Raw genomic sequence first — 12,192 nt, 5'->3', positions numbered from 1 at the left:
CATTATCGACTGATTAACACGGGAATCCAAGTGCTATTTTAACCGTTTTGAGCGGCGCTCTTAACTGGCTTTGCGAACCAGCATGAAGGCTTGATGTATGCCAGAAAAACTGTAAGCGGCTGATTCTGCGTTATTACCCACGCCGGTGTAGAGGTCGATACGCCCATTACCTTTGATGGCTCGCCCGTGATCTTGCGCGAATAACAACCGCCATTCTGTGCCACCGCTGAGTTTGCCCAAAGCATTCACGCGCGGCAATTCGGCTAAGAGTACCGCGCCATGCGGGATGTAACGGCTATCCACCGCAATGGTATGCCCGGGGATGACCGAGTTGCCCGAAGCCGTTTGCGGTAAGTCTTGGGTTTCGTGGAAGAAAATATAGCGAGGATTGCTTAACAGCGCCTCCTGCATAATGTTGGGGCGTTCATTTAGCCAGCGTCCGACATTCGCGTGCGTAAAACTGCCGATATTATAACCCTTGGCTTTTAAGTAAGTGGAGACAGGGCGAAAGATTGCGCCATTATCACCTGCGTAATCAAGTGTGCTGTTGCTGCCGTCCGCAAAGTGAATCTTGGCAGAGCCTTGCACTTGCGCAATGTACAACAGGTACGGGTCGTCTACCCACGCAATGGCAAGATTGCTGTCTAATGCCCCATTGGCAATGGCGGCGTGGCTCAACTGACTGGCATTGGCAGGCTTGCGGTAAATCGGCACGTTGTATTGGGCTGAAGGGAAGCGACTGCCTTGTAGAATCGGTGTGTAATACCCTGAAAAAATGCCAGTACCCTCGCCTTTGGTGGAGGTGACGGGAATCAGGTCAAACTGTTGTGCTAATACCGCAGGCACTAAATCGCCCTGCCAGTTGAGTAAGTGATGCACTGTTTCCATTAAGGTTTTGTTGGCAAGACCAATGCCTAACGGGGCAGGGCGATCCCATGGTTTTTTGTTTTCCAGTAAGCGAGCCAAATCCAACAAACCTTGTTGAATCGGGTTGCCGAATAAGGCTGGTTTTGCATACGCCGCTAATTGTACCTGTGGTTGCAGCTCACCAGCGCGGCTAGGCGCAAACTGCCCGCGTTGTGGGTACGGCTGCGCCCACGATTCCCATAAGGGCGCATTGGCAAATGATGGCGTGACCGCGCCGCTCATTGCGCCGACTAATACCGTAGTCGCCAGACGACGTTGAAGCATATTGACACCCTTATCATTGTTATTGTTAGGTGAGAGGATTGTGTGATAGTCAGCATTATGCGGCGGGGGCTAGAGTGCGAAAAGCCATGAACGGTAGATTCGGATAAGTGGAATCGTAATGGTAGAATAAATTACGCTTATCAGATATTATCCGATGAACAGGCTGCGGTTTAAAGTGTGGCCTGATTAAAAAAAATACAAATAAAGTTGGGGCACGTGATGTAATGAAAACAATAATTAGCCGTGGTTTACGACCACTCGGTGTAATGTGGCTATTGCTGCATGGTGTGTTGGTGCAGGCTGCACCTGCTTACAACCCCAACGTTAGCCCATCACAAATGTCCACGATTCTGGATGGCCCCGGTTTATCGGTTAGAAATCTCGCGGTGACGCACGGTATTGCGCAGCAATACGGTATTTTTACCAGCGGTGCGGAAGTGCTAGGGGTGAATACCGGCGTATTTCTTAGTACGGGTAATCTTAGTAGTGTGCAAGCACCTAACAGTAGTGCTTCCTATTCTAGTAATACCAAAATCCAATACCTTGACCCTGACTTAGGCAAGATTAGCGCCAACGCTAAATACGACCCTGCTATTATTGAATTCGATATTACCCCGCAAGGCGATCGGGTGAATTTCGTGTTTGCGTTTGGCTCGGAGGAATACCCAGAATACGTGTGTAGCCGTTTCAACGATGTCTTTGGCTTGTTTGTGTCCGGTCCCGGCTTGAACGGGGTTAAGAATGCCGCTTTCATGCCGGATACGGGTGATGCGGTTGCCGTGAACAACGTTAACGCAGGTGCGAAAGGGGTTAATGCGGATGATGCCAGTTGCAATCTCGGCAATGTCGCGTATTTCGTGGATAACGGTAATGGCACGGGCAGTAATCAGGGACAGTTGGATGGTTATACGCGCCCTATGACGGCTTCCTTGGCGGGCTTAACAGCGGGGCAAACCTACCATATCAAGCTGGCATTAGCGGATGCGGGCGACCCTGCCTACGATTCTGGGGCATTTTTTAAGTGGTTAACCAGTACGCAATCCACGCCAGTTGATCTTGCTTTGCAAGCGAGTGCGAGCACAACCTCTCCGGCGTGGAATAGCGAGGTAGAACTGAGCTATACCGTGAAAAATACCTCGGCCACGGCGACCAGTTTGGTGCAAGTCGGCTTGGAATGGCCAGCAGGCTTGACGTGGGTCGGGGATGATTCCGCCGGACGTTATGACGCGACCACGGGTGTTTGGGATGCGGATGCGATTGCGGCGAATGGCTCGAAAACGCTGAAAGTACGGGCGCGAGTGGGTACAGCCAGCAGCTATCGGGTCAATGGCGAAATTACTTTTGCGTTCAATGAAGACACCGATTCCACGCCGTTTAATCGCAGTATTTTCCCGAATGAAGATGATACGGCGAGTGTTACTGTCAATCCGGTCAATAAACCTGCTAACCAGCCGCCGGTCATTACCAGCAATAATGGTGTTGCAGCGGCGACGTTATCGCTACCAGAAGGGCAGGTGAGCTTGCCGAGTGTGACGGCGACTGACCCAGACGCGAATGCGTTGATCTATAGCATTAGCGGCACAGACGCGGCACGCTTTACGATCAACGCGACAACGGGCGCATTGAGTTTTAAGGTTGCACCCGATTATGAAGCACCCACAGATGCGGATTTAAACAATACCTACGTGCTGCAAGTGGCGGTGACGGATGGTACGTTGAGCGCGACGCAGGCGTTGACGGTGCAAGTGACCAATATTGCTGAAAATACCAATGCTGCGCCGCAAATTACCAGCGATGGCGGCGGTGATGTGGCTCATCTGCTTGCTGATGAAAACCAAATCGAAGCGGCGAATGTGGATGCTACGGATGTGAATAAAGACCCTCTGACCTACAGAATTAGCGGGGGGGCTGATGTTAGTCTGTTTAAGATTACGGCGACTACGGGGCGCTTACGGTTTTTGGCTGCACCGGATTATGAGAAGCCTTTGGATGTGAATCATGATCGGACTTACGAAGTGGAAGTCACGGTCAGCGATGGCGATTTGTCCGATAAGCAAATGCTCTATATTGGGTTGACGAATTTGCCGGATGAGAACGCGCCGCCGGATATTGTCAGTGATGGCGGTAATGCGACGGCAGTGGTGCAGCCGAAAGAAAATCAGACAATCGTGACTACCGTATTGGCAGTGGATGCGAATAGCCCTGTATTGACCTATAGCATTACGGGCGGTACAGATGCTGCATTGTTCAGTATTAACTCGACCAGTGGCGCACTCACGTTTTTGAAAGCGCCCGATTACGAAGTGCCTACTGATAGCGATAAGAATAATGTCTATAACGTCATCGTGATGGTTAGCGATGGTAGTTTAACGGATTCACAGGCATTGCAAGTGAGCGTGGCGGATGTCAGTGGTGAAAATCTGCCACCCAGTATTACTAACCCTAGTGCCATCACGTTTCCTGAAAACAGTACGGTCATCGTGTTGGATTTAACTGCTGATGATAATAAAGATGCCGAAGGTAATGGGCTAGTGTACACATTAGCGGGTCAAGTGGATGATGCACTCTTCACCCTGAACCCCGCCACGGGTGAGTTATTGTTCAAAAAACCGCCTGATTACGAAAAGCCGCAAGATGCCAATAAGGATCGTGCTTACATCGTGGGTATTAAAGTGTGTGACTCGCAGGGCGCTTGTGCGGAGCGCGTGCTGATCGTGTCGGTACAGGATGTGGATGAAGATAATGACAAAGATGGCTTGATGGATTCCGTAGAAAAAGTGGTCGGTACTGACCCGTGGAAAGCGGATACCGACGGTGATGGCATTGGCGATAAACCTGAAGTCGATGATTCAACCGTGCCGTTGGATTATGATAAAGATGGCATTATCGACGCGCTGGATGAGGATGATGACAACGATAGCATTGCGACTCGCTATGAAATGCCCGACCCGAACGGTGATGGCAATCACTTGGACGCAAGGGATTCCGATGCGGATGGCATCGCCGATTATCTGGATACGGATGATGATAACGATACGGTCTTGACCCGCTACGAAGTGCCGGACGCGAACAAAGATGGCAACCCAAATGATGCCCGTGATACCGATAAGGATAGCAAGTTCGATTATCTCGATACTGACGATGATAACGACGGTTCATCGACCGCTACAGAGAAGCCTGACCCGAATGGGGATGGTAATCCCGCCGATGCGGTGGATAACAACGGCAACGGCATTGCTGCTTATTTGGATATTGAAGAGGATTTCCTTGTGACGCTGCAATTACGGGTTTTCCTGCAAGGGCCGTATAGCACTAGGACAGGTTTGATGGCGAATGACTTATTGCGGAAAGGTGTTTTACCTACCCTACAGCCGTATGGTGAGTTAAAGAGTGCCTTTGGTTATATGGATTCTAGTAGCACCGTGTCGCCGTTCAACTATCCTGGTAAGGAAACGGCGTCTACCAGTGTTATGAGTGCCACGGGTAAGGATACGCCCGTGGATTGGGTATTGGTTGAAGTGCGTGATAAATTTGATCCAACCGTGCGGGTGGCTGCTATGGCTGCGCTATTGCAAGGCGATGGTGATGTAGTTGATGCCGCAACTGGCTCGAAAACCTTGCAATTATTCAACGTGATGGATGGTGATTATTATGTGGTGGTACGTCACCGCAACCATTTGGGGGTAATGACCAATGCGCCTATTCCGCTAAAAACGCCTCCAGAATTGATTGACTTCACGCATCCGGGTACGAAGGTGTACGGTGGCGTTAATGCCCGTTTAATCAATAACTCATTGGCATTGTTATGGGCAGGGGATACGAATAATAGCAATACCATTATTTTGGGCGGCCCCGGTAGTGATGGCAGTGTTATTTTGGGAGCAATCTTGGTGTCGCCGGATAATAAACTGGTGAATACAGCTTTCCGTTTGTTAGGGTATTACGCGACGGATCTCAATATGGACGGTGCAGCCATGTTCACTGGGCCGAGCAATGATACCAACGTACTGTTGGGTAATGTGTTAATGCACCCTGATAACCTAAGTTACAGCAACAATTTTATCATTACGGGTAGTCTGCCACGCTAGTCTGATATTGTTGTACGGTTGCCAGCGGTAAGCGGCTTACACTATAGTAAGCCGTTCATAGATTACCCCTCACCCCTGCCCCTCTTCCTCAAGGGGCGAGGGGAATAAGGCATAAACGGAGAAACCATGTCGCAGGCTGATTCCATCCATACCCTGTCCTTGAAGGGCATTCACGACGGGGTGCATACGGGCAAATTTTCTGTCATGGAAGCCACCGATGCGTACCTTGACCGCATCGAACGCTTCAACCCTGAATTAAATGCCTACATTACCGTCACCCGCGAGTCTGCTCAAGCGCAAGCCGTGGACATCGACAACCGTATCCGCAAGGGCGAACTGACGGGTGCAATGGCGGGTGTACCGTATTCCCTCAAAGATTTGTTCTGTTCGGAAGGCGTGCGGACTACGTGCGCCTCCAATATGCTGTCGAATTTCATTTCGCCGTATGACGCGCATGTCGCGGCAAAGCTCAAAGCGGCTGGCGGTGTCTTGCTCGGCAAGAACAATATGGATGAGTTTGCAATGGGGTCTTCCAACGAAACCTCGGCGTTTGGGAATGTGTGTAATCCGTGGGATACCACCAAAGTACCAGGCGGCAGTTCAGGCGGTGGTGCGGCAACGATTGCGGCACGGCTTGCCCCGATGACGTTGGGGACGGATACCGGCGGCTCGATTCGCCAACCCGCGTCATTCTGCAATATCACGGGGATTAAACCGACTTACGGGCGGATTTCGCGCTACGGCATGATTGCGTTTGCCTCCAGCCTTGACCAGTGTGGTCCGATGGCGCCGTCGGCGGAAGATTGCGCGATTACCATGAATATTATTGCGGGCTTGGATAGCCGCGATTCTACTAGCGTTGATTTGCCTGTGCCGGATTACACCGCCAACCTCAATGGTTCGCTGGAAGGTTTGCGGATTGGATTGCCGAAAGAATTCTTCGCCGAAGGGCTGGATGCGCAGGTCGGTGCAGTGATTGACCGTGCCATTAAAGAATTCCAAGCCAAGGGCGCGATTATCAAGGAAGTAACCTTGCCGAACAGCCACCTTGCCGTACCCGTGTATTACGTGGTTGCTCCGGCGGAATGTTCGTCCAACCTGTCACGCTTTGACGGGGTACGTTTCGGGCATCGTTGTGAGAATCCAAAAGATTTGATGGATTTGTATGAGCGCAGCCGCTGGGAAGGTTTCGGTGATGAGGTCAAACGCCGCATTATGATCGGCACTTACGCACTTTCCGCAGGGTATTATGATGCCTATTATCTGAAAGCTCAGCAGGTTCGTCGGCTGATCAAACAGGATTTTGAAGCCGCATTCAAGGATGTGGATGTGATCATGGGGCCTTCTTGCCCGACCACCGCCTTCGGTATCGGTGCGAAAAAAGATGACCCGATTGCAATGTACCTCGAAGATTTGTACACCATTCCAGTCAGTTTGGCAGGGTTGCCGGGGATGACGTTCCCCATCGGCTTTGCGGCGGACGGTTTGCCTGTCGGGATGCAATTAGTCGGCAATTATTTTGAGGAAGCGCGGATGTTGAACATTGCGCATCAGTACCAACAATGGACGGACTGGCACACGCAAGTGCCAGCCCAGTTCGCGTAAGGAGGACAGCGCATGGAATGGGAAACCGTTATTGGTCTGGAAATTCACGCCCAGCTTGCCACCAATTCAAAGATATTTTCGGGTTCATCGACCGCATACGGCGCAGAGCCGAACACGCAAGCCAATCTGGTCGATTTGGGGATGCCGGGTGTTTTGCCCGTGCTCAACAAAAAAGCGGTGGAATTGGCGATTCGCTTAGGCTTGGCAATTGATGCTGAGATTGCGCCGCGTTCGATTTTTGCACGTAAAAACTACTTCTACCCTGACTCGCCCAAAGGTTATCAGATTAGCCAGTACGAGCTGCCCATCGTTGGCTTAGGTCACATGGACATCCAACTGGAAAACGGTGACACCAAGCGCATTGGCATTACCCGCGCCCATCTGGAAGAAGATGCGGGCAAATCGCTGCACGAAGATTTCCAAGGACAAACCGGGATCGACTTGAACCGTGCAGGTACGCCGTTGCTGGAAATCGTTTCCGAGCCGGATATGCGCAATGCCAAAGAAGCCGTGGCTTACATGAAAAAGCTGCACGCATTGGTGCGCTACCTCGGCGTAGGCGATGGCAATATGCAAGAGGGTTCGTTCCGTTGCGATGCGAACGTGTCGGTACGTCGCCCCGGTGCAGAATTCGGCACACGTGCCGAAATCAAGAACTTGAACTCGTTTAAGTTTATTGAACGCGCCATCAATCACGAAGTGGAACGCCAGATCGACATTATCGAATCCGGCGGCAAGGTCGTGCAGGAAACGCGCTTGTACGACCCGGACAAGGACGAAACCCGTTCGATGCGCAGCAAGGAAGACGCTAACGACTACCGTTACTTCCCTGACCCTGATTTGCTGCCTGTGGAAATCACTCCAGCGGATATTGAAGCGGTACGCGCTACCATGCCGGAATTGCCGGATGCCAAGAAACAGCGTTTCATGGCGGAATACGCGCTGACGGCTTACGATGCCAGCTTGCTGACGCTCAGCCGTGAAGTGGCGGATTATTTCGAGGCAGTCGCGCAAGGTTGCGGGGATGCGAAACTCGCGGCGAACTGGGTGAATGGCGAAGTCAGCAAAACGTTGGCAGACAATGAGATGGAGATTGCTGCCGTGCCGGTAAGCAGTGCGGCGTTGATCGAATTGCTCAAGCGCATTCAGGACAATACCGTTTCCAACAAGATTGCGCGGGATGTGTTCGCGGCAATGTGGAACGGCGAAGGCTCTGCCGATGCAATCATCGACAAGAAAGGCTTGAAGCAAATTACCGATACCAGCGCGATTGAAGCGGTGATTGATGAAATCATTGCGAATAATCCGGGGCAGGTGGCGGAATACCGCAGTGGTAAGGATAAGCTGTTCGGTTTCTTTGTGGGGCAGGCGATGCGGGCTTCCAAAGGGAAGGCGAACCCCAATACCTTGAACGATATTCTGAAACAGAAGTTGGAAGGCTGATTATGGCGATTAGTGAAGCTGAAGTGAAAAAAGTGGCGCGTTTGGCGCGTCTGGCAGTGCCAGATGATCGACTGGAGGCGTATACCCAGAACTTGTCCAATATCCTGAATTTGGTGGATCAGTTGAGTGCGGTGGATACCACGGGGGTTGAGCCGATGGCGCATCCGCTGGATATGATGCAACGCTTGCGTGAAGACGTGGTGACAGAAACCAGCCATCGCGAGAAATACCAGTCCGTCGCGCCAGAAGTGGAAGATGGCTTGTACCTCGTACCCAAAGTGCTCGAATAATTCGATTTGCGCTGATATTTTCCCCTGTTAAAACCCGCTTTTTGCGGGTTTTTTGCTCTTATTATCATTAATTTAACTTATTAAGCATACGTAAAGTTGCTCTGGATTATTAATGCCCAGCAATTAATTCAAAAATATCTGCTGGTAAATAACGAGGGGCGAACAACATGCGCATTCAGGCGTGGGGAACATTTATTGCACTTGCCGTGACCATCGGGGTATCGGGGTGCAGTTCACAGACAATCAAATCGTCTCAGCAAGATGAAACGGATGAATTACTGTTTGGTGCGACTAAAAAAACCTCAGTTGCTAAAAATACTGGCAATAAATCGCGCCAAGTGGCACAAACCAGCCGTCAAAATGGGCGTAATAATACTGCTGCGTATGCAGGCTTTACAGGCAGTACGTTAGGCGGTGGCGCATCCGGTATGCCGCAGATGTCCAGCCATGAACTCATGATGATTGCCGACCGCATTTTCAAAAACGAAAGCGGCAGTGATCCTGACAAGTTAGTGCATTGGAATGACGGTGAAAACTTCGCCTCAATGGGCTTAGGGCATTTTACGTGGTATCCCGCAGGGCGTCAGGCACGCTTTGGCAACACCTTCCCAGATTTGTTAGGTCATCTGCAATCCAATGGTGTGCCGTTGCCCGTGTGGGTACAACAAGCCCGTTACCAAGGCGCACCGTGGAACAGCAAAGCCGAGTTGATGCACGCCAAGCAAAGCGGGCAAGTGCAAGAATTACAAAATTTGCTTTACCAAACGCGCCTCTTGCAAGCTGCGTACATCGTCGAACGCGCCCGCCGTGCCATGCCGAAATTGGTTGATGCTGCCCCTAGACAATCCCGCGCTACCGTTGGACAAAACCTGAATGCGATTGCGAATACCCCCGGTGGTTGGTACGCGCTGGTGGATTACGTCAATTTCAAAGGCGAAGGGCTGAATACGTCCGGTGGCTATAACGGGCAAAACTGGGGGCTGTTGCAAGTGTTAGAAAACATGCAGCCGAGTCAGCCGGGGCAGCAAGCCCTGAATGCCTTCGCGGATTCCGCCAGTCGCGTGTTGGAACGGCGGGTGCGTAATTCGCCGCCTGCTCGCAATGAAGCGCGTTGGTTGGCGGGGTGGTCAAACCGCATTAATACTTACCGTTACCCCGGCGTATAAGTGTCCATTGTAGCGCTCGTCGGATAATACTTTCCGGCGAGTCGATTTACATTATAGTTCCCTAAAAATAATAATAAGAGGGAATTGTTTATGAAAACATCAACCGTGATGGCGCTTGCCGCGTTGGCAAGTTTTGGTCTATCCGCCTGTAGCCCTAGTTCGCAAGCGGTGCGGGGCGCAGGGGCGACATCCACGCCATCGACAAGCGCGAATTCCTCTTTTTCCATGCACAATCCGGCAGCACAGAATGCCTCCCACTATGGTTCACAAACGCTCAATCGTCCCAGTCAGTCCGCCAGCAATGGTATGCCGGAATTATCGACCGTCGAATTGCAAGTGATTGGCGACCAGATCTTCAAGAACGAAGGCGGTGGCAATATGGATAACCTAGTGCATTGGAATGATGGCGAGAATTTTGCATCAATGGGAATCGGGCATTTTACGTGGTATCCGGCAGACGGTCGGCAGCAACGTTTCGGCAGCACCTTCCCCGAATTGCTGGCTTACATGCAGGCACGCGGCGTACAGCCCCCTCCACTGTTGACGCAATCGCCGGGTGCGCCGTGGCGCAGCAAGGGCGAGCTGATGCAGGCGAAGCAAATGGGGAAAATTCAGGAACTGCAACGTTTTCTCTATCAAACTCGTCACTTACAGACACAGTTCATCGTGGATCGCACGCGTCGTGCCGTACCGAAATTGGTGAATAGTAGCCCTGAGCCATTGCGCCCACAGATTGTCAGCAACCTCAATGCGGTCGCGAATACGCCGGGCGGTTGGTACGCACTGATTGATTACACCAACTTCAAAGGTGAAGGTTTGAGCCGCAGCGGTGGTTACAACGGGCAAAACTGGGGCTTGTTACAAGTGCTGGAAGAGATGCGCCCGAGCCGCCCTGGTGAGCAAGCTTTGCACGAATTTGCGGATGCGGCGATGCGTGTGTTGGAACGTCGCGTCAGAAATTCACCGCCCGCCAACAACGAACGCCGTTGGTTAGCGGGGTGGTCCAATCGGGTGAATACTTACCGTCGTCTCTTGGCTTAACCCAAAAAAGCCTCTACTAGCACGGTGAATTCGGCGGGCGTTTGCACATGCGGCAAATGCCCTGCTGCTGCAACTGTGACCAGTTCAGCAGCGGGAAATGCTTGCCGAATCATGGGCAAATCGGTATCGGCTACGTAATCCGATTGCCCACCGCGAATGAATAAAGTTGGGGCAGGGTAAACCGCGTCCGTGGTGGGGAAACCGGAAATCTTCAGGTAATGCCGTGCAATTTCGGGCAAATTACATTGCCAGTAAAACTGCCCCTCTGTTTTTCTGCCCAGATTTTTTAGCAAAAAACCGCGCTCAAACGGGTGTTTGACGGTGGCGCTGAGCCATTCGTCGGCTTGTTTGCGGCTGCTCAATTCGCCTAGGGGCATTCCGACCATGGCGTGCAATAAAGCTTGATGGCGTGGTGGGTAGGCTTTGGGTGCAATATCCACCACCAGCAAGCGTCGCACGCGGCTAGGGTGTTGCAAGGCAAGCATCATCGCGACTTTGCCGCCCATCGAATGCCCCATCAAATAGCATTCGGGAATGGCGAGCGTATCCAAAACAGCCACCACATCGTCGACCATTTGCCGGTATGACATGCCTGCAACGTGCGGGGAGTCGCCATGATTGCGTAAATCAATGGCTAACACCGTGCGTTTACCCGCTTGTCCACGCGCAAAGGTATGCCAGTTATCCAACGACCCTAATAAGCCGTGCAGCACCACCAAGGGTGCTGCGCTGCTGCTCAAGTCACCAAAGAGGCGGTAATTTAACACGCGAACTCACGCCCCATTTTGGCAATGTCTTCCAAAATGTCGGTACGTGCCTCGGCACTAAGGGCGGGGACATTGTAATAAATGCTGTGGCGCACATCTTTGATCCCACAGAACGCGAGTGTGCCATCCGTGACGGGGCGGTAGATCAAATGTTCCGCATCGGTTTGGCGGAAGTAGTCTTCTGTGCCGCCTGCGGTGATCAATACCAAGGCGCGTTGGTGTTTCAGCAAGCCTTTTACGCCTTCCTGCGAATATTCAAACGCGGTGCCGTTGGTGAGTACGTGGTCGAACCAGCCTTTCAGAATCGCGGGGCGGTCAAACCACCACAGTGGGTAAATGAAGACCAAGCCATCTGCCCACAGCAAATCTTGCTGTTCACGGGCGATTTTTTCGGGAATCGTGCCGGTTTGCAGTACGGCGAGATCGGAAGCACGCAGTACGGGGTCAAAATCTTCGGCATACAAGTCTTTGACGCGGACTTCGTGACCGCCTGCCAGCAAGCCGTTACGGCAATAATCCAGCATCGCATGGTTGAAGCTGCTAGGGTTGGGGTGGGCGTAAACGATCAAGACACGCATGAGATTTCCAGTAATAAAGTAAT

9 protein-coding genes are annotated in these 12,192 nt (G+C 51.9%); 6 read left to right on the top strand and 3 right to left on the bottom strand.

The annotated features are described in order from the left end of the window. Window positions 1-60: 60 nt before the first annotated feature. Window positions 61-1,191, bottom strand: a complete 1,131-nt coding sequence (locus tag J1836_RS03440) for an MltA domain-containing protein (RefSeq protein ID WP_207249699.1) — start codon at window positions 1,189-1,191, stop codon at window positions 61-63. A 224-nt stretch (window positions 1,192-1,415) separates the two neighbouring features. Between J1836_RS03440 and J1836_RS03435 the strand changes: the two genes are divergently transcribed. The 6 genes from J1836_RS03435 to J1836_RS03410 all read left to right on the top strand — a co-directional run bounded on the left by J1836_RS03435 (window position 1,416) and on the right by J1836_RS03410 (window position 10,824). Beyond that, window positions 1,416-5,279 (top strand): choice-of-anchor L domain-containing protein, encoded by a 3,864-nt coding sequence (locus J1836_RS03435; protein WP_207249698.1) that lies wholly within the window; start codon window positions 1,416-1,418, stop codon window positions 5,277-5,279. Window positions 5,280-5,405: 126 nt separating this feature from the next. Next, the gene (gene gatA, locus J1836_RS03430) at window positions 5,406-6,884 is read left to right on the top strand and encodes an Asp-tRNA(Asn)/Glu-tRNA(Gln) amidotransferase subunit GatA (protein ID WP_207249697.1); all 1,479 of its coding nucleotides are present in this window, start codon (window positions 5,406-5,408) and stop codon (window positions 6,882-6,884) included. A 12-nt stretch (window positions 6,885-6,896) separates the two neighbouring features. Beyond that, window positions 6,897-8,327, top strand: a complete 1,431-nt coding sequence (gatB, locus tag J1836_RS03425; RefSeq protein WP_207249696.1) for an Asp-tRNA(Asn)/Glu-tRNA(Gln) amidotransferase subunit GatB — start codon at window positions 6,897-6,899, stop codon at window positions 8,325-8,327. 2 nt (window positions 8,328-8,329) lie between these two features. After that, entirely contained in the window at window positions 8,330-8,617 is a 288-nt protein-coding gene (gene gatC, locus J1836_RS03420) for an Asp-tRNA(Asn)/Glu-tRNA(Gln) amidotransferase subunit GatC (RefSeq protein ID WP_207249695.1), read from the top strand. Between the two features lie 167 nt (window positions 8,618-8,784). Next, window positions 8,785-9,783, top strand: coding sequence for a hypothetical protein (locus J1836_RS03415; protein WP_207249694.1), 999 nt, complete (start codon window positions 8,785-8,787; stop codon window positions 9,781-9,783). A 90-nt stretch (window positions 9,784-9,873) separates the two neighbouring features. Continuing rightward, complete coding sequence (locus J1836_RS03410) at window positions 9,874-10,824, top strand: hypothetical protein (protein ID WP_207249693.1); 951 nt, start codon at window positions 9,874-9,876, stop codon at window positions 10,822-10,824. Here the strand turns inward: J1836_RS03410 and J1836_RS03405 are convergent. Then, window positions 10,821-11,591 carry an alpha/beta fold hydrolase gene (locus J1836_RS03405; protein WP_207249692.1) on the bottom strand — a complete coding sequence of 257 codons (771 nt, stop codon included), beginning with the start codon at window positions 11,589-11,591 and terminating at the stop codon, window positions 10,821-10,823. The genes J1836_RS03410 and J1836_RS03405 overlap by 4 nt on opposite strands. Beyond that, window positions 11,585-12,169: an NAD(P)H-dependent oxidoreductase gene (locus J1836_RS03400; protein WP_207249691.1), complete on the bottom strand. Its 585-nt coding sequence runs from the start codon at window positions 12,167-12,169 to the stop codon at window positions 11,585-11,587. Before J1836_RS03400 ends, J1836_RS03405 begins: the two co-directional genes overlap by 7 nt. Window positions 12,170-12,192: the final 23 nt, after the last annotated feature.

The organism is Thiothrix fructosivorans (genome assembly GCF_017349355.1).
Taxonomy (GTDB): domain Bacteria; phylum Pseudomonadota; class Gammaproteobacteria; order Thiotrichales; family Thiotrichaceae; genus Thiothrix; species Thiothrix fructosivorans.
This window is presented reverse-complemented; position numbering and strand designations above follow the sequence as displayed.

Excerpts from the sequence above, each read along its gene's own strand:
- J1836_RS03435 (WP_207249698.1), top strand. The coding sequence starts at position 1,416 with ATGAAAACAATAATTAGCCGTGGTTTACGACCACTCGGTGTAATGTGG.
- gatC (WP_207249695.1), top strand. The coding sequence starts at position 8,330 with ATGGCGATTAGTGAAGCTGAAGTGAAAAAAGTGGCGCGTTTGGCGCGT.
- gatB (WP_207249696.1), top strand. The coding sequence starts at position 6,897 with ATGGAATGGGAAACCGTTATTGGTCTGGAAATTCACGCCCAGCTTGCC.
- J1836_RS03415 (WP_207249694.1), top strand. The coding sequence starts at position 8,785 with ATGCGCATTCAGGCGTGGGGAACATTTATTGCACTTGCCGTGACCATC.
- J1836_RS03410 (WP_207249693.1), top strand. The coding sequence starts at position 9,874 with ATGAAAACATCAACCGTGATGGCGCTTGCCGCGTTGGCAAGTTTTGGT.
- J1836_RS03400 (WP_207249691.1), bottom strand. The coding sequence starts at position 12,169 with ATGCGTGTCTTGATCGTTTACGCCCACCCCAACCCTAGCAGCTTCAAC.
- gatA (WP_207249697.1), top strand. The coding sequence starts at position 5,406 with ATGTCGCAGGCTGATTCCATCCATACCCTGTCCTTGAAGGGCATTCAC.
- J1836_RS03440 (WP_207249699.1), bottom strand. The coding sequence starts at position 1,191 with ATGCTTCAACGTCGTCTGGCGACTACGGTATTAGTCGGCGCAATGAGC.